Source organism: Roseovarius arcticus (genome assembly GCF_006125015.1).
Classification (GTDB): Bacteria; Pseudomonadota; Alphaproteobacteria; order Rhodobacterales; family Rhodobacteraceae; genus Roseovarius; species Roseovarius arcticus.
On sequence record NZ_SZZN01000001.1, the window covers coordinates 3,961,520 to 3,980,504 of the forward strand.

Below are 18,985 nucleotides of genomic sequence, written 5' to 3' on the forward strand. Positions count from 1 at the left end.
ATGCAAAAGCTGCGGTAAATTCAGAATCGGCAAGGGACCATGCTCCTGCCAGAAGGGCATAGATAAATGATGGTCTGGGCACTTGTGGCGCTGGGGCTGGTCATCTTGCTGTTGGCTGGTGACGCGCTGGTCAAAGGCGCAGTAAACCTGAGCCTTCGGGTCGGTATCCCCGCGCTAATCGTCAGCCTGACGATCGTGGCGTTCGGCACGTCTGCACCCGAGCTTCTGGTCTCCGTCGGTGCTGTGCTGGCGGACAAGCCGGGGCTGGCACTGGGCAACGTGGTGGGATCGAATATCGCGAACGCACTGTTGGTATTGGGCCTGCCCGCAATTCTGGCCGTGATGCATACTAGCGGGTGTGACACGCGCAAGGCCTACGTGTTTATGCTGATCGGCACAGTGCTGTTCATTGCACTGGCACTCACCGGTACGTTTACCTTCTGGTCAGGCCTGATCCTGTTGGCGGCGCTTGCCGGTATGCTGTTTGACACGGCACGCGATGCCGCCCGCCACCGCCGGGCCGACCGTGCGGCCCCCGCCGATGAGGTGGAGGGCGCGGACCCAGACATGCCGTGGTGGCGGATCGTCGTCTTTCTGGTGCTGGGCCTTGTCGGCCTACCGTTGGGCGCGGATCTGCTGGTCGATAATGCGTCGATCATCGCGCGCGATTACGGCGTCAGTGACAGTGTCATAGGCCTGACGCTGGTGGCGCTGGGCACGTCCCTGCCAGAGCTTGCGACCACCGTTATGGCCGCGCTGCGACGTCAGGCGGACGTGGCGCTGGGCAACGTTATCGGGTCCAACATGTTCAACCTGCTGGCCATAATCGGGATCACGTCGCTAATCGGGCCGATCCCGGTCGATCCCGAATTCCTCCAGATTGATCTGTGGGTCATGCTGGCGGCGTCACTGGCGCTAATCCCGTTCGTCTTCTTCAAGGTCGATGTTGGCCGCGTCTGGGGCATTGCCTTGTCCGTCGCATACCTGGCCTATGTCACCATCATACTGATCTGACATCAGGGGGCAGTTATGGCACGTGCATTGGTAACCGGGGCGGGCAAGAGGCTGGGCCGCGCGATGGCGTTCGAGTTGGCGCGGCAGGGCTATGACGTCGCGGTTCACTATCACAGCTCCGAGGCTGAGGCCGAGGCCGTCGCGGGCGAAATCCGCGCGCTGGGCCGCAGCGCCGTGACCTTGCGAGCCGACCTGCTGGATGAAGGCGCCGTGACGCCGCTGATCCCCGCCGCAGCAGACGCGCTAGGCGGGCCGATGACGGTGCTAGTGAACTCTGCCTCCATCTTTGACCACGATACGCTGGCTAGTGCCACGCGCAATAGCTGGGACCGCCATTTCGAGAGTAATCTGCGTGCGCCGTTCGTGCTGACGCAGGCGCTGGCGGCGCAGGTACCCGATCCCGCACAGGACGAAAATGGCGAACCGGTTGCCCAAGGCCTAGTGGTTAACATGATCGACCAGCGCGTGCGCAAACTGACGCCCGAATTCATGACCTACACATTGGCCAAGATGGGCCTCTGGGCCTTCACCCAGACAGCCGCGCAGGCGCTGGCCCCGCGCGTGCGCGTCAACGGCATTGGTCCCGGCCCCACCTTGCAGGCAGCACGTCAGAGCGACGCGCATTTTGCCGACCAGCGTGCCGCGACGGTGCTCAAGCGGGGGGCGAACCCATCCGACATAACTGGCGCACTGGCGTATTTCCTGAACGCGCCCGCAGTCACTGGGCAGCTGTTGTGCGTGGATGGCGGGCAGCATTTGTGCTGGCAGACACCCGATGTTCTGGGTGTAGAATAGGGGCCGAAACGGACCCTCCGGCAAAAGTTTTGCACTGCGCCGGTCTTCATCACATAACTGTTACAAATTCCTCAATGTTATCAGTATTTTGCACTTCGGCATAAATTTTTGATAATAAAATCAATAGGCTGCACTCTTGCCTAAAAAGTAGGCAAATCAACGAAGCCTGCGGGGCACAAGGAAAATTTCCAAGTGACGCAAAGTTATCCGCAGAGTTATCCACACAAACCGTGGACAGGAATCCTCTTGTGCCCGCGCATCCAAGATTGCAGCAGACCCGCAGAATCATATCTATAGGCCCATGAGCAACGACACACCGCCATCACCCCAGACTGCACCTGTGCCCACGGGCCATAAGGTGATCCAATCCTACCTGCGCACGCTGGACGCGTCGCCGGGAGTGTACCGGATGTTGGATAGCCAAGCGCGCGTACTTTATGTCGGCAAGGCGCGTAATCTGAAGGCGCGGGTCAGCAGCTATGCGCGGCCGGCCGGCCATACTGGCCGGATCATGCGGATGATCGACGCGACCGCGACGATGATGTTCCTGACGACCTCAACCGAGACCGAGGCGCTGCTACTGGAGCAGAACCTGATCAAGCAGTTAAAGCCGAAATATAACGTGCTGTTGCGCGACGATAAATCGTTCCCCAATATCCTTGTGACGAAATCGCATGACTATCCGATGATCAAGAAGCACCGCGGCGCGAAGCGCGAGAAGGGTGCCTATTACGGCCCCTTTGCCAGCGCGGGCGCGGTAAACCGGACGCTGGCCCAGCTTCAGCGCGTGTTCCAGCTGCGCAATTGCAGCGACTCGATGTTCGAGACGCGCACGCGCCCGTGTCTGCAATACCAGATCAAGCGCTGCACGGCGCCCTGCGTCGGCTACATCACCAAGGCCGAGTATGCCGCGCAGGTCGGCGACGCGGAGCGCTACCTCAGCGGCAAATCAACCGAGATTCAAGAAAAGCTGGCCGGCCAGATGGCCGAGGCATCAGAGCAGATGGAGTTTGAGCGCGCTGCCGCCCTGCGCGACCGGATCAAAGCGATGACGCAGGTGCAGACCGCCCAAGGCATCAACCCACGCAGCGTGGATGAGGCGGACATTATCGCACTGCATCTGGAAAACGGGCAGGCCTGCGTTCAGGTCTTTTTCATCCGGGGCGGGCAGAATTGGGGAAACCGTGATTTTTACCCGCGGGTCGGCGTCGACGTTGAGGCGCCTGAGGTTCTGGAGGCCTTCATTGGCCAATTCTACGACACTAAGGACCCGCCCCGCCAACTGATCCTGTCAAATGAGATCGAGAGCCCGGATCTGATGGCCGAGGCGCTGACCGGCAAGCTGGGCCGAAAGGTGACGCTGATGGTGCCCCAGCGCGGTGAAAAGGCCGAACTGGTCGAAAGCGCGCTGAGGAACGCCCGCGAGAGCCTCGCGCGCAAGATGGCCGAGAGCGCGACACAGGCCAAATTGCTGCGCGGTGTCGCAGATGCTTTTGGACTGGACGCGCCGCCGGACCGGATTGAGGTTTATGACAACAGCCATATTCAAGGTGCGCATGCCGTCGGCGCGATGATCGTCGCGGGTCCTGAGGGCATGATGAAAAACCAGTATCGCAAGTTCAACATTCGCGGCGACGACCTGACCCCCGGTGATGATTTCGGCATGATGAAGGAGGTGCTACAGCGCCGCTTCAAGCGTATGCTGAAGGAGGACCCGGACCGTAGCAAAGGCACATGGCCCGCCCTTTTGTTGATTGATGGCGGCGCCGGACAGGTCAGTGCCGTGCGCGGCATTATGAACGAGATGGGCGTCAGCGAGATTCCAATGGTCGGCGTCGCCAAGGGCATCGACCGCGATCTGGGCAAGGAGGAGTTTCACCGCACCGGCCAGCGCCCCATCGCGCTTCCGCGCAACGATCCCGTACTCTACTTCATCCAGCGTCTGCGCGACGAGGCGCACCGCTTTGCCATTGGCACACACCGCGCGAAACGATCCAAGGCAATAAGCGCCACTCCGCTTGACGATGTGCCGGGCGTGGGCGCCGCGCGCAAACGGGCGCTCTTGGCGCATTTCGGCAGTGCCAAGGCTGTGGGCCGTGCTGCGCTTGCCGATCTCAAGGCGGTAGACGGAGTGTCCGAAGGACTGGCGCAGAAGGTTTACGACTACTTTCACGATAGGGGCTAGTTCTGGCCGTGCTGCTGGGGCTTTAACCCGCTTCGCAAGCGGGTTAGAGATATTTCATGACAATGACCGTGCCCAATATCCTGACGCTACTGCGCCTCGTGGCCGCGCCTGGTTTGGCGGTCATGTTCCTATATTTCACGCGCCCATATGCGGATTGGTTCGCGCTGATCCTGTTCATTTCGGCGGCCATCACCGATTGGTTTGACGGCTACCTCGCCCGATCATGGAAACAAGAGACGCGGCTGGGCGCGATGCTGGATCCGATCGCCGACAAGGCGATGGTGGTGATCGCGCTGATGGTGATCGTCGGTTATTCGCCGATGTCGCCATGGCTGGTGCTGCCCGCGACAGTAATCCTATTCCGCGAAGTGTTTGTTTCGGGTCTGCGCGAATTTCTGGGCGATACGGCCGGGACGCTGAGAGTGACCAAGCTGGCCAAGTGGAAGACGACGGCGCAGATGGTAGCGATTGCCACGCTGTTTTCCCAAGGCGTGTTTGAGCATTATTTCGGCATGTCCACTTTTGGCATGGATGAGGCCATGGTGGATGCAATCCTGTCGGGCGCAGAGGAGGACGTGCTGGGCCTGCGCTGGAAATTGGCCGGGATGCATTACACGTGGTATGCTGGGCTGTTGCTGCTGTGGCTTGCCGCAATCCTGACGCTGATTTCCGGCGTCGACTACCTCATGAAGGCGCTGCCATTCCTCAAGGATGATCGCTGATGGATGTTCTCTATTTCGCATGGGTCCGCGAGCGGATCGGCCTGCCGCGCGAGACTGTACAAACGAGTGCGCCGACCGTGGCGGATCTGGTCGTTGAGTTGCGCGCGCGCGAGGCGCGATACGATATGGCCTTCTCCGATTTGAGCGCGCTGCGCGTCGCCGTCGATCAAGAGCTCGCCGAATGGGATGCGCCGCTTGCAGGAGTGCGCGAAGTGGCGTTCTTTCCGCCCATGACGGGTGGCTAGATGCTTGCCGCGTCAGATATCCGCGTGCAGGAGGCCCCATTCGATCTGGGCGCTGAGGCCAATGCCTTTGCCGCGCGCCAGACAGGTATGGGCGCGGTTGTCACCTTCACCGGCATAGTGCGCGATCTGGACGGCTTGCTCGATCATATGCAGATCGAGCATTATCCGGGCATGACCGAAAAGGCACTGCACGCCATCGCCGAGGACGCACACAAGCGCTGGGATCTGGGCGGCAGCCTGATTATCCACCGCCATGGACGGCTGGCGCCAGATGATCTGATTATGATGGTTGCCACGGCCTCTTGCCATCGCAAAGACGCGTTCGACGCTGCGATGTATCTGATGGATTATCTGAAATCGCGCGCGCCATTTTGGAAGAAAGAAGCAAGCGGCAGCGACGCCTCATGGGTAGATCCCCGAGACGAGGACGAAAAGGCGCTGAAGGACTGGAGCTAGCCGTTCGGCGCCGCGAGTCCTAGCGCATCAAATCAGGCAAATCACCGGTCAGCCCTGCCGCGTCGCGCATCAGCGCACGCCGTATCGGGGCAGCGGCCTGCACCACGCCCATACCAATATCGCGCACGGTGCGCAGCAGGGGGTTGTCGCTGGAAAACAGTCGGCTGCTGAGGTCCGTTGTCATCGCCAGTGCGGCGATATCAAAGCGGCGCCAGCGCTGGTATCGCTCCAACACATCGGGTGCGGTCATATCTTCGCCTCGGCCTCGTGCATCGGTTAACACTTGCACCAGCGCCGCTACATCGCGCAGCCCTGCGTTCAAACCTTGGCCGGCGACGGGATGCACGCCATGCGCCGCATCGCCAACCAGCGCCACCCGCGGCGCGACCAGATTGTTCGCAACGCTCAGGACCAGCGGGTAAGTATACCGCGCGCCAACCAGCGAAATCTGCCCCAGAAAATCACCAAATCTGGGACGCAGAACGCTGAGGAAATCTTCGTCGTTCAGTGCTGCAAATGCGGCGGCGGTCTCTGCCCGCTCGCTCCAGACGATGGATGACACGTTGCCGGGCAGCGGTAGGATCGCGAGCGGCCCCGGCGGCATAAAGAACTGATGCGCGATGCCGTGATGCGGTTTCTCATGCGCCACTGCGCAGACCAAAGCGGTCTGGTTATACGCCCACCCCGTACGCTTTATACCCGCCCGCTGGGCCGTACCCGATGCGCGCCCGTCCGATCCCACGATCAGACGCGTGTGCAAAACGCGGCCTGATGCGAGCGTCAGCGTGGCGCCGGTCGCGCCTGCGTCCTGTGCGATCACCGTATCGCCGGATATCGCAGTGACGCCGGGCGCCTCGTCCATCGCAGCGAGCAACGCGGGGCGCAGAACGCGATCCTCGCACATGTGGCCCATCGGGCCTTCTTCTAGTTCGGCGTGGTCAAAATGCAGCGCAAAGGGCGAAAGCGGTCCTGCGCCCGCCCGCCCATCGCTGACCTTGATTTCCAGCATGGGCTGCGTGCGGTCCTTGATGCGGTCCCAGATGCCAATGGCGCGCAGCAGGCGAACCGACGCCATCGCCAGCGCATAAGAGCGCCCATCGAATGCCATATCCGCGCGCGTATCTTGCGGCAAGGCGTCGACTACCACCACGCTGATGCCACGCTGCGCCAGTGCCAAGGCAAGAGCTGAGCCGTTCAGACCGCCACCGACGATCAAGATATCACTGTCCATTTTCATGGCTCTCAATATGGCGGCGCTTGCGGGATTGTCCATGCGCCACCCTGCCGCTACGGTCACTTGGATTTCAGAAAACTTTCGGTGAGGGCGGGCGATGCAAGATTGGCTACAAATGAGTGCGGCGGATCTCGGCCGTGGTATCGGTGCAGGCCGGATCGATCCTGTGGCCTTGACCGAGGCTTACTTGGACGCCATCGACGCGCATCCAATGACGCCGCGCATATACTCCGCTGTCACGCACGGCCGCGCGCGGGCAGAGGCGCATGCAGCCGCCGCACGCGCGCGGCTGGGGCAAAGGCGCGGATTGTTGGACGGCGTCCCGATCAGCTGGAAGGATCTGTTCGACAGCGCAGGCACGGCGACTGAGGCAGGCAGTCGCCTGCTCGCAGGCCGCGTGCCGGACAGCGATGCTGAAGTACTGGCCAATGCCACCGCCGCCGGGATGGTCTGCCTTGGCAAGACGCATATGAGCGAGCTGGCGTTTTCGGGCCTTGGCCTGAACCCTATGACCGCGACGCCGCCTTGTATCAACGACGCGGACGCAGTTGCCGGCGGCTCGTCCTCGGGTGCGGCGGCAAGCGTGGCGCACGGGCTGGCCGCCGCGGGCATTGGCAGTGATACGGGCGGGTCAGTGCGCGTACCTGCGGCGTGGAATGATCTGGTCGGGCTGAAAACAACCGCCGGCCGGGTTTCTGTGCGCGGCTCAGTACCGCTGGCCGCGCGGTTCGACACCGTCGGGCCGCTGACGCGCACTGTCGAGGATGCCGCGTTGCTGCTGGCCGTACTGGAGGGACGCAAAGCCGTCGATTTGCGCGGTGCATCGTTGCGCGGTGTGCGGCTGGCAACGCTGCAAAGTACGGCAATGAATGATCTGCGGGACATGCCCGAACGCGCATACGTGGCCGCAATCGCCAAGCTGGAGGGCGCAGGCGCCCTGATTGAGCCGTTGATTGCGCCTGAGGTCGACGAGGCGATGGGCCTCGCCGCAACGCTGTTTTCAGCCGAGGCATATGGCACCTGGGGGGCAGTGATTGAGGCAGACCCGGACAAGATGTTTGGCCCCATCCGCGACCGCTTTCGCAGCGGTAAGGGCATCACAGCGCCCGAATTCGTCGCGGCTTGGCAGAGGCTCGATGCGCTGCGCAGCATCTGGGCGACGCGTGTAGCTAGTTATGACGCGGTTCTGATGCCGAGCGCACCGAACCTGCCGCCAAACGCGGCGCGATTGATGGAGGGCGGCGATTACTACGCGGCCGAGAACCTGCTGACGCTGCGCAACACCCGCGTCGCAAATCTGATGAGCCTGCCCGCGATCACGCTACCGACGGGCGTTCCCAGCTGCGGTATAATGCTTTGCGGCGCGTCGATGGGCGAGGAACGGCTGCTACGGATTGCCTCTGCGGCAGAGGCAGCGCTGCGCTAAGCCTTTGAATTAGGTATTTTTACCAACAAAAAACACGGTCTGCCAAAAATGCCACAATCGAGTGGTGGCCGATATGGTTTCGCTGGACGGATGCACGTCCAACGCGTAGTTTTGGGCAATACGGGGCGACAATGATCCCGAACCTGAGGCAGTTCACATGTTATCCGAGCGGTTTTTTAACCTTGCGGCAAGTTGTCTGGCGTGCCTGTGCGATCCATCGCGCGGCGCAGCGCCCTTACGCGTTGCGGATACTTTGGCCTTTCAGGATCACGATGAAATCAGCCGGATCATGGGCGCGTTTGCGCCTTTGGCCGGGCAGGCGGGCGCATCGCGCCGGGCTTGCAGGGCGTAAGGACGAGGAACGACATGGCATATCAGACACGCGGGCGCGATCCTTTGCTGGACAGTAACATGGCGCAAGCCATCGAAAAACGCGGCAAGGAACTGCTTGGCCTTGGCCTGCTGGGGATGGCTGTTCTGGCCACGATGCTCTTTGCCTCCTACAGCCCCGAGGATCCCAGCTGGCTCTCGGCGGTTGATACGCCGGTGCAAAATTGGCTGGGCCAGACGGGCGCCACCATCGCTGCGACCCTTTTTATGGTTGTTGGCTGGGGCGGCTGGGGTCTGGCCATCGTGCTGGCGGCGTGGGGCATTCGTTTTGTTCTGCATCGCGGGCAGGAACGGGCGATGGCGCGCGTCATCTTTGCCCCGATTTGGATCGCTGTGCTGTCGCTTTATGCTGCGTCTCTGACGCCGGGCGCAGAATGGTATGCCAGCCACAGCTTTGGTCTGGGCGGTATTTTCGGCGACACGGTTCTGGGCGCGGTACTGGGCGTTCTGCCTATCGGTGCGGCGGCGGGGCTAAAGGTGCTGTCTCTGATACTGGGCCTCTTGATGCTAGCGCTTGGCGCGTTTGTCACTGGATTTGAGCTAAGCGAGATCAAGCGCGGTCTGCGCTACACGGCGCTGGGTGTGATTATGGCCTATTCTGCGCTGGTTGGCCTTGCTTCGCGCGGGGCCTCGGGCGCTGCGATGGCTGCCAATGCAGCGCGCACCAGTGCCGCCGCGCGCCGCAATGCGCCTGCTGCCTCTGCGATGGCCGCGGATGGGCCGCCTGTTAGCCGTAGCGCCCATGCCAAGGTCTATGACGAGGCATCAGCGCCCCCACTGCACGCCCCTGCGCGGGGCGCCCGCCCGGTTGAGGCAGTTCCAGAAAAGCCGATGGAAAAGCAAGGCGGCCTTTTGGCCCGGATGCCATCGCTGATGCGCAAGCCCGAGCCTATGCCGCTGCCCGAACTGGTTGAACCGCAGTCGATCGCGGGCGACCGCCCAATGCCCGGCGAGGACCGCATCAAGGAAAAGATCGCTGATATCATCAAGTCGCGCGTCCGTTCCGGGCCTGCCGCGCCTGTACAGTTGGCCGCAGCCGCCGCTGCCGCACGCGCAGGGCGGCGCGGGCCGATTCCGCTGGTGCTTGACACCGCGCGCGGTGTGCCGCTGCCGCCCGAACCGCCGCTGACGTCAGCAGGCCTGACACTGCCGCCCGAGCCGCGTCTGAGCGCAGCATCGCGCATGCCCGCTCTGGAGGCTATGCAGCAACCCGAGATCACGCAGAACGCGGCTGTGCAGCAACGCCGGGAGATCACTCCGCGCGCCCCTGCCCCCGAGCCGACAGATATAGCCGAGCATGAGGACGAGGACGAAGCGATCATACTCGACGAGACCGCACCGTCCCCCCAGCAGCCAATTTATCGCACGCACACCCCCGAGGCCAAAAGGGTCGTGCAGCATCCCGTTCGCAAGGTGCCCGCGCCCTCGGCCCGTGCCGTGGCAGAGGCTCAACCGGGACTTCAATTCGAGGAGAGGGCCAGCGTGCAGTACGAGCTGCCACCCCTCAGCCTGCTGTCCAGCCCAGAAAACATCACACGCCATCACCTCAGCGACGAGGCGCTGGAGGAAAACGCGAGGATGCTGGAGGTCGTGCTGGACGACTACGGCGTCAAAGGCGAGATCGTATCAGTCCGCCCCGGCCCCGTTGTGACAATGTACGAGTTGGAGCCGGCCGCCGGCCTCAAGGCGTCTCGCGTGATCGGCCTTGCCGACGATATCGCGCGTTCAATGTCGGCGCTATCCGCGCGCGTCAGCACCGTGCCGGGCCGTAGCGTCATCGGTATCGAACTGCCCAATGACAACCGCGAGATGGTGTCGCTGCGCGAGATCCTGTCGAGCCGCGATTTTGGCGACGGCAACCAAAAGCTGCCTCTGGCGCTGGGCAAGGATATCGCCGGCGATCCTATGGTCGCGAACCTTGCCAAGATGCCCCACCTGCTGATTGCCGGTACGACCGGATCGGGCAAATCGGTGGCGATCAATACCATGATCCTGTCACTGCTCTACAAGCTGACACCCGAAGACTGCCGGATGATCATGATCGACCCCAAGATGCTGGAACTCAGCGTTTATGACGGCATCCCGCACCTTCTGAGCCCCGTTGTCACGGACCCCAAAAAGGCGGTTGTCGCCCTGAAATGGACCGTCGCCGAGATGGAAGAGCGCTATCGCAAGATGTCCAAGATGGGCGTGCGCAACATCGACGGCTATAACTCCCGCGTGGCCGACGCGCTGGGCAAGAACGAGATGTTCAGCCGCACGGTGCAAACCGGATTTGATGATGCCACTGGTGAGCCGGTGTTCGAGACTGAGAAATTTGCGCCTGAAAAGATGCCCTACATCGTCGTCATCGTCGACGAGATGGCGGACCTGATGATGGTTGCCGGCAAAGAGATCGAGGCCTGCATTCAGCGCCTTGCGCAGATGGCGCGCGCTTCGGGCATCCACATCATCATGGCCACGCAGCGCCCCTCGGTTGATGTTATCACTGGCACGATCAAGGCGAACTTTCCGACGCGCATCAGCTTTCAGGTGACGTCGAAAATCGACAGCCGCACCATCTTGGGCGAAATGGGGGCCGAGCAGCTCTTGGGCATGGGCGACATGCTTTACATGGCTGGCGGCGCGAAAATCATCCGCTGCCACGGGCCGTTCGTCAGCGATGAGGAGGTCGAAGAGGTCGTCAACCACCTCAAGGCGCAAGGTCCCCCCGTCTATGTCGGCAGCGTGCTGGAAGGCCCCGACGAGGACCAAGCCAGCAACATCGACGCCGTTCTTGGTCTGACGAACGGATCAGAAGGCGAGGATGCGCTATACGATCAGGCTGTGCAGATCGCGATCACAGACCGCAAGTGCAGCACGTCCTATATCCAGCGCAAGCTGGCCATCGGCTATAACAAGGCCGCGCGGCTGGTCGAGCAGATGGAGGATCAGGGCGTAGTATCGGCCGCCAATCACGTGGGTAAGCGCGAGATTCTGGTGCCAGAGCGTTAGGTCGCGGCCATCCGTTAGTTATGAAAATTTGCAAACGGCGTCCTGTCCTAAGGGCGCCGTTTGCCGTAACAGCAACGCGGCAGCGGCGTGCGGGCAACCGCCACCAATGCGCGCCTGCCCTTGATAAGAGCGCGCGGCCGCCTGATATGGAGTGGCAGCACAGGCGCTATCGCATAACAGCGACCATTCCGTGCAAAATAAGGGCGGACCCACTACCGCGCCGAATCGAGGAGGCAGATTTGCCATGAGACCATTCACCGCCATCGCCGCCGCGGCGCTGAGCATTGCGATCGCAATGCCCGCCGCCGCCGAAAAACTGCCTCTCACAGAGCTGTCGCGCTATCTAAACAGCTTCCAAACCGCCACTGGCGCGTTCACGCAGATTAACGATGACGGCACCATCAGCGAGGGCCAGCTATTGATCAAGCGGCCAGGCCGTGTGCGGTTTGAATACAAGCCGCCAGAGCAGATGCTGGTCGTCTCAAACGGCGATACGGTGGGCATAATTGATGGCAAATCGAATGACGGCCCGCAAGGTTATCCGCTGAACCGTACGCCGCTGTCGATCATCCTTGCGCGCAATGTGGACCTGACACGCGCCCGAATGGTTACCGGCCATTCCAGCGACGGCAAGACGACGACGGTGCGCGCGCAGGACCCTGCCAACCCCGAATATGGCAGCATCGATCTGGTGTTCACCTCGAACCCGACCGAGTTGCGTCAATGGGTCATCAACGACGGCGGCGGCAGCCGAACGACGGTAATTCTGGGCGATCTGAAAAAGGGCGTGAGCCTCAGCAACGACAGGTTTGTCATTCCGGGCATCGGCACGGGCGGTGGCAAGGCTAACCGCTAATCAGAAACGGGCGAGGCGGCGCTTTTGCCGCCCCTGACCTCGTTCAATTACAGCGCCGTAGCTGTGCCTGATAGTTTGCGGCGCGCGATTCGACCGTACCAGCGACACGCACGAGCCATGCCTTGCTATTATAGGTGCCGCGGGAATACCCGGTGCGGCCCTCATGATAGGCAAGGTAGTGGTTGCGAGCATCATACATCGGAATGTTCAACGCATCGCGGGATTTGGACATGTACCAACCCATGAAGTCGGTTGCATCGTGGATATTATCGCGCCGCGCACGCCGCGATCCGGCCTCTGAGACATATTCGTCCCATGTGCCGTCCAGTGCCTGGCTGTACCCAAAGGCGGAACTTTGCCGTCCCATCGGGATTATGCCCAGCGTATAGCGGTAAGGAGTGCGCGCGTCCGAGACGAACTTACTCTCTTGATAGATAGTTGCCATTTGGACATGGGTAGGTACGCCCCAGCGCCGCTCGGCGGCGCGGAAGGCGCGTCTGTATTCGGGACGTTCCCGCAAGATGGCGCAGGCATCCTCCATCTGGTTGGGGGAATCCCCATAACCGCCGCCGCGCCCGCAGGCTGCGACCAACACCAGTAGTAGGACCGCGCGAAGCTGTCTGCTCATTGCTGCCTCTGCTCTCATTTTTTTGGGGCAGTCTGCGCTGCCTTTGGTTATCAGATCAGTGTACCCAGTTTTTGCCAAATGGGAAATCACGATTTTAGCCGCATCTGCGGGCTGTTGCCGACAAGCGTCGCTTGCGCCGAAGTCGGTGCGCGCAAAAACCTAACAGACTGTTTCCTAACGGGCATGCATCAGCGTTGGACAAAGCGTGCTTGAAACCACTAGACTCGACGTTTATGGGCTTCAAGCTATGCTAAAAACACGCGCAAAATATCATTTGGGGCAAGTCGTGCGCCACAAGAAGCACCCGTTTCGAGGTGTTGTCTTTGACGTGGACGCAGAGTTTGCCAATACCGAAGAGTGGTATTCCTCAATCCCAGAGGAAAGTCGCCCGGTCAAAGACCAGCCGTTCTATCATCTCTTGGCCGAAAACGATCAAAGCTACTATGTCGCCTATGTCAGCGAGCAAAATTTGATCGCAGATTATTCGGGCGAGCCGGTCGAGCATCCTGATATCGACGACCTGTTTGGCCCCTTCGAGGACGGGCAGTATCCGCTGCATTTCCAGATGAATTGATCTGTACAGGATAGTGGGCAGCCGCCCACCCTGCCGCCTCTAGTATCCCAATGCGCAGCCATCCTTGCGCGGGTCAGACGCCCCCTCCAGTACGCCATCCTCTCGAATTTCGATCGCTTGCGCGCCGCCGATTGCCTCATCGGGGATGACCACTTTGTGGCCCAGATCCGATAGCTCGGCGCGTACGGCATCGCTATAGCCACGCTCGACCCGCAACTCCTTGCCGTCGGCAAAGGCGCGGGGGGCGTCGATTGCGGTCTGCGGGTCCATCCCATAATCCGCCAAGTTGGATACAATGCGCGCATGACCGCATGGCTGGTATCCGCCGCCCATGACACCAAACGGCATGACTGTGCGGCCATTCTTACGCAGCATACCGGGGATGATGGTGTGAAACGGCCGCTTGCCGCCAGCCAATTCATTCGGATGACCCTCTTTGAGGGTGAATCCCGAACCGCGGTTCTGCATCAAGATGCCGAACTTCTCCGATGCGATGCCCGAACCGAAGCCGTGAAAGATCGAATAGATCAGCGACACCGCTATCCGGTCCTTGTCGACGACCGTGATATAGACGGTATCGCGGTGCATCGCCTCCGTCAGCGGCGCGGCGGCGCCAAGCGCGCGTTTGGGATCGATCATCGCGGCAAGGGTCTTCGCGGTGTCCTCGCTCAGCATGAATTCGGTGCGCGCTGTGTGATCGGGATCAGCGATGATGCGGCTTCGCGTATCGTATGCCAGCTTGGTCGCTTCGGCCTCCAGATGGGCGCGGGCGGCGCCGAAGGGGTCCATCGCGGCGATATCGAATTGCGCCAGCATGTTGAGCATCAAGATCGCCGTCGCACCTTGGCCGTTCGGCGGATGCTCAACCAGTTCGCGGCCCTTATAGGTCCCGCTGATTGGCGTGGCGGGATCGCCGCGATGCCCTGCGAAATCGGCAGCCGCGTGCGTGCCGCCGACGTCCGTGAGTGCGGCCACCATGTCGCTTGCGATCTCGCCCTCATAGAATGCTTGCGGACCATTTTTCGCCACGCGGCGCAGCACTTCGGCCTGGCCGGGCGCGCGGAATAGCGCGCCAATCTGGGCCGGTGCGCCGCCGGGCAGGTAATGTGTGCGCGCGTGATCCTTCAGCACGTCGGCGCAGTACACCCAGTCCCGCGCAACGCGCGGCGCGACGGGCACACCCTCATCCGCATACCGGATCGCGGGGGCCAAAAGTGCATCGAGCCCGAGCTTGCCGTGATCTTCGCTAAGTCGGCAGAACGCATCAATCGCACCCGGAATAGTTACCGCGTCTGCGGTGTAGAGGGGCACAGCAGTCAGTCCACGGTCGCGCAGCGCTTGTGCGGTTGCACCCGCAGGCGCCCGGCCCGAGCCATTGAATGCCTGCACCCCCGCGTCGCCCGGACCGGAGAAGAGGACAAAGCAATCGCCACCGATGCCCGCCATTTGCGGCTCGCAAAGACCCAAGAGGACGGCACCCGCGATGGCCGCATCCATGGCGTTTCCGCCACGTTCAAGAATGTCGATAGCCGTCTTGGACGCCAGCGGATGGGACGTGGCGCACATGCCGTTCGCCGCCAGCACCGGCGACCGGCCGGGAAGGTGAAAGTCGCGCATGGCCAGGCTCCTAACTGGGGGGGAAACCAGATGGTAAGCCGCGCCGAACCGATTGCCAAGACATGAAGGTGATGGGAGGAATTCGCTAGCGCGAGGCGCATTTGCGAGAATTTTGGACCTCGGCGCCGCGCACTGGGTGGGGGCTGTTAAACGCGGCGCCGAGAGAAGCTGATGCAGCTACAAAGTTAGTTTTGACGGTGCAGTCTGTCCTCAATGAGATCACATTTGGGCATGTTTGAGGCAGGTAACTTTGCAAGGCGAAATCAATCGTGCCGAAAGGGCAGAGTGCCTGCCTGTCGCCTGATCAGTTCGACCGCGCGCTTAGGCCGAGTGCTGCGGGTTGCTGTGTGCACGGTAAACTCATGCGCAGTCGCAGAATGTTTCGCCCGTCATGACGATCATAGGTCAGCGCTGCCGTCAGCTGGCGGATCAGAAACCAGCCATAGCCACCCTCGGGCAGGTCGCGGCTGGGCCCGTCCAATCTTGGCGGTTTGCCTGCGGGCGCGGACAACCCCGGCAGGGGCGCGCCGGTATCCGTGACTTCAATCAGAGCGCTGCCATCATCCAGTGTTATGGCGACGTTGATATTGCCCACGCCGCTATTCGCGTAAGCGTGTTCGGCGATGTTGTTGAATGCTTCGGCAAGGACGATTTCGGTAGTGCCACATTCGCAGTGGGATAGTCCTGCGGCGCGCAGATGCATCCGTATCTCTGACAGCCCGGCGCGTATCTCGTTCGCAGACGCAATGAGGTCGAACACCTTTGTAGGCTGGCTCTGCGCGGCAGTCATGTCCGGGCCGCCTGCCGGATGCCTTGCCTATGCCAAGCGGGCACTAAATTCATCCAGTTTGTCCAAGGGCAGTATCGTTCAGATCGGTATGAAGGCGAAATATTGAATTCATGCGCGTCAGCCGAAACACTTTTTCCACATCAGGCGTCAAGCATGCCAGCTCTAGCCGCCGGTCCGGGCCAACCAGCTTGAGCGCGGCAACGATGGCACCAAGGCCGCTGGAGTCGATGAACATTACCTGCCGAAGGTCCAGCAGGACATCGCCCGTGCCATCAGATGTGGCTGCTCGCAACGCGTCCTTAAAGGCGATGGCGGCGGCGGCGTCGATCCGTGCGGCGTTAACAGTGATAAGCTGGTAGGCGCCATATTGGCTGCTGGAAAGGTCCATGTTCACTCCGAATGATTCATATCGTTGCGACTCACGCTAGGGCAAATTCCTTACCATTCGGTGTGCGCGAACAAGGCCATTGCACCGGACAAATTTTGGGGGTGAAAGCTATTCGGGAACAGCGCAACTCCAACGTGAGCCAACCTATGAGAAGGGCAACGAAACATGCGGATCAACTATGACGAACTGGCCAAAACCCTTGCCGCGCTGACGCACGGCGAGGAGGACACAATCGCACTGATGGCGACCATGGTGTGCGAGCTGCACCATGCTGATGACCGGTTTGACTGGACCGGTTTTTACCGTGTCACTCAGCCTGAAACGTTGCGAATCGGCCCCTATCAGGGCGGCCATGGCTGCCTATTCATCCCATTTTCACGCGGGGTGTGCGGCGTGGCGGCCCGTACCGGCGAGGTGCAGCTGGTCGATGATGTCGACGCGTTTTCGGGCCATATTGCGTGTGCGAGCAGCACAAAATCCGAAATTGTGTTGCCTGTACGCGATGCCGGTGGCGTGCTGATCGGCGTGCTGGATATCGACAGCGACCGGGTTGCGGCCTTTGACCGTGCTGATGCGGACGGGCTGACGCGGCTCTTGCGGCAGACATTCGGGGGCTGATGTTGTCGTGAAATTCTTCTTGCGTTTTTAACAGCAGCGCAGCATCGTGAAAATATCGACGTTAATTTCATGGCGGGGCCGCGTTTGCTTCATACCGATATCTCTGCGCGCCGAACCATCGGCGCCGATCTGCGCGCCCTTCGCAAGTCGCGCGGTGTCACGCTGGCAGGCTTGGCAGAGCGGTTGGGCCGTTCTGTCGGCTGGTTAAGCCAGGTGGAGCGGGACCTATCGCAACCGAGTGCCGACGATCTGCGTACATTTGCGGCCGCGCTGGACGTCCCGTTATCGCTGTTGATGGTCGATGTGGGCGTCCCTGAGGGTGAGGCCGGTTATATTGTGCGTCGCACCGCGCGCCGCCCTATAGGCAAGGATATGCCCGGCCTGACCGAAGAGTTGCTGTCGCCCGACCTGACCGACGATTTTGAGATGGTCCATTCCACCTTTGCGCCGCACAGCCGCGCACCAGAATTCATGATGCGGCCTACCCAAGAGGTGGGATACATCGTGTCGGGCCAGTTGGACCTGACCATCGCAGGCCACGAGTTTACCGTGACGAGTGGTGACAGTTTCCGCATCCGGGGCGACGCATTTGAATGGCGCAATCCCTATGACCTTCCTGCGACAGCGATCTGGGTGATCGCGCCGCCGGTCTATTGAGGAGCCAGGGATGAGCTGGGAAGCTTGGATCATATTCGCGCTATTTTGGGCGGTATTCGTCACCACGCCAGGGCCGAACGCGGTTAATTGCATCACCACCGGGATGAACCTCGGCTTTCGCCGCGCGCTACCAGGGGTGGCTGCGATCCTGACGCAGGCGGCGCTGTTTCTGGCGCTGTCGGCGCTGGGTATCACGGCGCTGATCGCGGCATCGCCGCAGGTGTTCGAGGTGGCTAAGCTAATCGGCGCGGGCGTGCTGATCTGGCTGGGTATTCGCACGTGGCGACAAGCAAGCAGACCGGTCAGCGCCGGGGCCGTGTCTGGCGGGTCGGTCTATGGCCGCGCATTTCTGATTGCCACGATTAATCCCAAAAGCGTCGCGGGCTATCTGGCCGCGTTCAGCCAGTTCGTTCAGCCTGATGTGCCATTGGGCCAGCAAATGTGGGTGATCGTGCCAACGGCACTGACGCTGACCGCGCTCAGCTATTCGGGCTATACCGCGCTGGGCGTAGGTCTGGGGCGCTCGGCGCTGGGCGCTGTTGCCAGCCGGCCGCTGCGGCGCGCGCTGGCGCTTTGTTTCATCGTTTATGGCGTGCTTCTGGGGTCCAGTACCCTACCGGGAAGGGCGTAGAATGCTGCGCGGTTCCTGCCTCTGCGGCGCTGTCGCCTTTACCGCCGGGCCACCTGAGGGCCGCGCGATCGCGTGCCACTGCATCGAGTGCCGTCGCCAGTCCGGCCACTATTTTGCCGCCGTTCCGGTGGCCAAGGACAGCGTGACATTCGATTGCGACGATGGGCTGACATGGTACCGCGCCTCGGGCATCGCTACGCGCGGCTTTTGCACGCGCTGTGGATCGACGCTGTTCTGGCGGGGCGACGCGGGAGCGAATGTGCATGTCCTGATGGGTAGTCTGGACGGCGAAACGGGCCTCAAGCTGGGCGCGCATGTCTGGGTGCGCGAACAGGGCGATTACTGCGAAATCGGCGGCGATCTGCCGCAACTGCAGGAGAGCTAATCATGCTTAAAGGCCAGTGTCTGTGCGGTGACGTGACGTTCGAGGTGGCAGGCGAGCCGCAACACCTGTCGGTCTGCCATTGCGGGCAGTGCCGCAAGCAGTCGGGCCACACTTGGGCGTCTGCCGCGGTGCCCGAGGCGGATCTGGCAATCGTTGGCACGCCTGAATGGTATCAGGCCAGCGACACAGCCAAGCGTGGATTTTGCGCCCGCTGTGGCAGCTTCCTTTTCTGGAAGGCGCATGACGAGGACACAATCAGCTTTGCCCTCGGGGCACTGGACGCGCCAACGGGGCTAAGACTGGAGCGGCACATCTTTTGCGAGGACAAAGGCGACTACTACGACATCTCAGACGGCCTGCCCCAGTCAGCCCGATCCTGA

The 18,985-nt window shown here is 61.5% G+C and carries 20 protein-coding genes; 15 read left to right on the top strand and 5 right to left on the bottom strand.

The window, feature by feature from the left end:
• The first annotated feature begins 66 nt into the window (after positions 1-66).
• From MK6180000_RS18950 to MK6180000_RS18975, 6 genes are all read left to right on the top strand, one after another.
• The gene (locus tag MK6180000_RS18950) at positions 67-1,014 is read left to right on the top strand and encodes a calcium/sodium antiporter (protein ID WP_138936149.1); all 948 of its coding nucleotides are present in this window, start codon (positions 67-69) and stop codon (positions 1,012-1,014) included.
• Between the two features lie 15 nt (positions 1,015-1,029).
• On the top strand, positions 1,030-1,809 hold the full coding sequence (locus MK6180000_RS18955; protein WP_138936150.1) for an SDR family oxidoreductase: 780 nt from the start codon (positions 1,030-1,032) through the stop codon (positions 1,807-1,809).
• Positions 1,810-2,110: 301 nt separating this feature from the next.
• Positions 2,111-3,994, top strand: a complete 1,884-nt coding sequence (uvrC, locus tag MK6180000_RS18960; RefSeq protein ID WP_138936151.1) for an excinuclease ABC subunit UvrC — start codon at positions 2,111-2,113, stop codon at positions 3,992-3,994.
• Positions 3,995-4,050: 56 nt separating this feature from the next.
• Positions 4,051-4,716 carry a CDP-diacylglycerol--glycerol-3-phosphate 3-phosphatidyltransferase gene (pgsA, locus tag MK6180000_RS18965; protein ID WP_138936152.1) on the top strand — a complete coding sequence of 222 codons (666 nt, stop codon included), beginning with the start codon at positions 4,051-4,053 and terminating at the stop codon, positions 4,714-4,716.
• The gene (gene moaD, locus MK6180000_RS18970; RefSeq protein ID WP_138936153.1) at positions 4,716-4,961 is read left to right on the top strand and encodes a molybdopterin converting factor subunit 1; all 246 of its coding nucleotides are present in this window, start codon (positions 4,716-4,718) and stop codon (positions 4,959-4,961) included. The genes pgsA and moaD overlap by 1 nt, the downstream gene beginning before the upstream one ends.
• Positions 4,962-5,417 carry a molybdenum cofactor biosynthesis protein MoaE gene (locus tag MK6180000_RS18975; RefSeq protein ID WP_138936154.1) on the top strand — a complete coding sequence of 152 codons (456 nt, stop codon included), beginning with the start codon at positions 4,962-4,964 and terminating at the stop codon, positions 5,415-5,417.
• A 19-nt stretch (positions 5,418-5,436) separates the two neighbouring features.
• On the opposite strand, the gene MK6180000_RS18980 is transcribed toward MK6180000_RS18975, so the two are convergent.
• A complete protein-coding gene (locus MK6180000_RS18980; protein WP_138936587.1) occupies positions 5,437-6,654 on the bottom strand; it encodes a UbiH/UbiF/VisC/COQ6 family ubiquinone biosynthesis hydroxylase in 1,218 nt (405 codons plus the stop codon).
• A 94-nt stretch (positions 6,655-6,748) separates the two neighbouring features.
• Between MK6180000_RS18980 and MK6180000_RS18985 the strand changes: the two genes are divergently transcribed.
• The 3 genes from MK6180000_RS18985 (at position 6,749) to MK6180000_RS18995 (ending at position 12,317) form a co-directional block, all read left to right on the top strand.
• Positions 6,749-8,077: an amidase gene (locus tag MK6180000_RS18985; protein WP_138936155.1), complete on the top strand. Its 1,329-nt coding sequence runs from the start codon at positions 6,749-6,751 to the stop codon at positions 8,075-8,077.
• Between the two features lie 366 nt (positions 8,078-8,443).
• On the top strand, positions 8,444-11,461 hold the full coding sequence (locus tag MK6180000_RS18990; RefSeq protein WP_138936156.1) for a DNA translocase FtsK: 3,018 nt from the start codon (positions 8,444-8,446) through the stop codon (positions 11,459-11,461).
• A 244-nt stretch (positions 11,462-11,705) separates the two neighbouring features.
• A complete protein-coding gene (locus MK6180000_RS18995) occupies positions 11,706-12,317 on the top strand; it encodes a LolA family protein (protein ID WP_138936157.1) in 612 nt (203 codons plus the stop codon).
• A gap of 43 nt (positions 12,318-12,360) precedes the next feature.
• Here the strand turns inward: MK6180000_RS18995 and MK6180000_RS19000 are convergent, their stop codons facing one another.
• The gene (locus MK6180000_RS19000; protein WP_138936158.1) at positions 12,361-12,945 is read right to left on the bottom strand and encodes a transglycosylase SLT domain-containing protein; all 585 of its coding nucleotides are present in this window, start codon (positions 12,943-12,945) and stop codon (positions 12,361-12,363) included.
• A gap of 247 nt (positions 12,946-13,192) precedes the next feature.
• Between MK6180000_RS19000 and hspQ the strand changes: the two genes are divergently transcribed.
• Positions 13,193-13,519: a heat shock protein HspQ gene (gene hspQ, locus MK6180000_RS19005; RefSeq protein WP_138936159.1), complete on the top strand. Its 327-nt coding sequence runs from the start codon at positions 13,193-13,195 to the stop codon at positions 13,517-13,519.
• A gap of 39 nt (positions 13,520-13,558) precedes the next feature.
• On the opposite strand, the gene MK6180000_RS19010 is transcribed toward hspQ, so the two are convergent.
• The 3 genes from MK6180000_RS19010 to MK6180000_RS19020 all read right to left on the bottom strand — a co-directional run bounded on the left by MK6180000_RS19010 (position 13,559) and on the right by MK6180000_RS19020 (position 16,314).
• On the bottom strand, positions 13,559-15,136 hold the full coding sequence (locus tag MK6180000_RS19010; protein WP_138936160.1) for a gamma-glutamyltransferase family protein: 1,578 nt from the start codon (positions 15,134-15,136) through the stop codon (positions 13,559-13,561).
• A 304-nt stretch (positions 15,137-15,440) separates the two neighbouring features.
• Entirely contained in the window at positions 15,441-15,926 is a 486-nt protein-coding gene (locus tag MK6180000_RS19015; protein ID WP_138936161.1) for an ATP-binding protein, read from the bottom strand.
• 49 nt (positions 15,927-15,975) lie between these two features.
• Positions 15,976-16,314: an STAS domain-containing protein gene (locus MK6180000_RS19020; protein WP_138936162.1), complete on the bottom strand. Its 339-nt coding sequence runs from the start codon at positions 16,312-16,314 to the stop codon at positions 15,976-15,978.
• Positions 16,315-16,479: 165 nt separating this feature from the next.
• Here MK6180000_RS19020 and MK6180000_RS19025 point away from each other — a divergent pair, with 165 nt between their 5' ends.
• The 5 genes from MK6180000_RS19025 to MK6180000_RS19045 all read left to right on the top strand — a co-directional run bounded on the left by MK6180000_RS19025 (position 16,480) and on the right by MK6180000_RS19045 (position 18,985).
• The gene (locus MK6180000_RS19025; RefSeq protein ID WP_138936163.1) at positions 16,480-16,932 is read left to right on the top strand and encodes a GAF domain-containing protein; all 453 of its coding nucleotides are present in this window, start codon (positions 16,480-16,482) and stop codon (positions 16,930-16,932) included.
• An 84-nt stretch (positions 16,933-17,016) separates the two neighbouring features.
• Positions 17,017-17,589 (top strand): helix-turn-helix domain-containing protein, encoded by a 573-nt coding sequence (locus MK6180000_RS19030; protein ID WP_246040575.1) that lies wholly within the window; start codon positions 17,017-17,019, stop codon positions 17,587-17,589.
• 10 nt (positions 17,590-17,599) lie between these two features.
• Positions 17,600-18,220: a LysE family translocator gene (locus MK6180000_RS19035; protein ID WP_138936165.1), complete on the top strand. Its 621-nt coding sequence runs from the start codon at positions 17,600-17,602 to the stop codon at positions 18,218-18,220.
• A 1-nt stretch (position 18,221) separates the two neighbouring features.
• Entirely contained in the window at positions 18,222-18,605 is a 384-nt protein-coding gene (locus MK6180000_RS19040; RefSeq protein WP_138936166.1) for a GFA family protein, read from the top strand.
• 2 nt (positions 18,606-18,607) lie between these two features.
• Complete coding sequence (locus tag MK6180000_RS19045) at positions 18,608-18,985, top strand: GFA family protein (protein ID WP_171054696.1); 378 nt, start codon at positions 18,608-18,610, stop codon at positions 18,983-18,985.

Excerpts from the sequence above, each read along its gene's own strand:
- MK6180000_RS18950 (WP_138936149.1), top strand. The coding sequence starts at position 67 with ATGATGGTCTGGGCACTTGTGGCGCTGGGGCTGGTCATCTTGCTGTTG.
- MK6180000_RS18955 (WP_138936150.1), top strand. The coding sequence starts at position 1,030 with ATGGCACGTGCATTGGTAACCGGGGCGGGCAAGAGGCTGGGCCGCGCG.
- uvrC (WP_138936151.1), top strand. The coding sequence starts at position 2,111 with ATGAGCAACGACACACCGCCATCACCCCAGACTGCACCTGTGCCCACG.
- pgsA (WP_138936152.1), top strand. The coding sequence starts at position 4,051 with ATGACAATGACCGTGCCCAATATCCTGACGCTACTGCGCCTCGTGGCC.
- moaD (WP_138936153.1), top strand. The coding sequence starts at position 4,716 with ATGGATGTTCTCTATTTCGCATGGGTCCGCGAGCGGATCGGCCTGCCG.
- MK6180000_RS18975 (WP_138936154.1), top strand. The coding sequence starts at position 4,962 with ATGCTTGCCGCGTCAGATATCCGCGTGCAGGAGGCCCCATTCGATCTG.
- MK6180000_RS18980 (WP_138936587.1), bottom strand. The coding sequence starts at position 6,654 with ATGAAAATGGACAGTGATATCTTGATCGTCGGTGGCGGTCTGAACGGC.
- MK6180000_RS18985 (WP_138936155.1), top strand. The coding sequence starts at position 6,749 with ATGCAAGATTGGCTACAAATGAGTGCGGCGGATCTCGGCCGTGGTATC.
- MK6180000_RS18990 (WP_138936156.1), top strand. The coding sequence starts at position 8,444 with ATGGCATATCAGACACGCGGGCGCGATCCTTTGCTGGACAGTAACATG.
- MK6180000_RS18995 (WP_138936157.1), top strand. The coding sequence starts at position 11,706 with ATGAGACCATTCACCGCCATCGCCGCCGCGGCGCTGAGCATTGCGATC.
- MK6180000_RS19000 (WP_138936158.1), bottom strand. The coding sequence starts at position 12,945 with ATGAGCAGACAGCTTCGCGCGGTCCTACTACTGGTGTTGGTCGCAGCC.
- hspQ (WP_138936159.1), top strand. The coding sequence starts at position 13,193 with ATGCTAAAAACACGCGCAAAATATCATTTGGGGCAAGTCGTGCGCCAC.
- MK6180000_RS19010 (WP_138936160.1), bottom strand. The coding sequence starts at position 15,136 with ATGCGCGACTTTCACCTTCCCGGCCGGTCGCCGGTGCTGGCGGCGAAC.
- MK6180000_RS19015 (WP_138936161.1), bottom strand. The coding sequence starts at position 15,926 with ATGACTGCCGCGCAGAGCCAGCCTACAAAGGTGTTCGACCTCATTGCG.
- MK6180000_RS19020 (WP_138936162.1), bottom strand. The coding sequence starts at position 16,314 with ATGGACCTTTCCAGCAGCCAATATGGCGCCTACCAGCTTATCACTGTT.
- MK6180000_RS19025 (WP_138936163.1), top strand. The coding sequence starts at position 16,480 with ATGCGGATCAACTATGACGAACTGGCCAAAACCCTTGCCGCGCTGACG.
- MK6180000_RS19035 (WP_138936165.1), top strand. The coding sequence starts at position 17,600 with ATGAGCTGGGAAGCTTGGATCATATTCGCGCTATTTTGGGCGGTATTC.
- MK6180000_RS19040 (WP_138936166.1), top strand. The coding sequence starts at position 18,222 with ATGCTGCGCGGTTCCTGCCTCTGCGGCGCTGTCGCCTTTACCGCCGGG.
- MK6180000_RS19045 (WP_171054696.1), top strand. The coding sequence starts at position 18,608 with ATGCTTAAAGGCCAGTGTCTGTGCGGTGACGTGACGTTCGAGGTGGCA.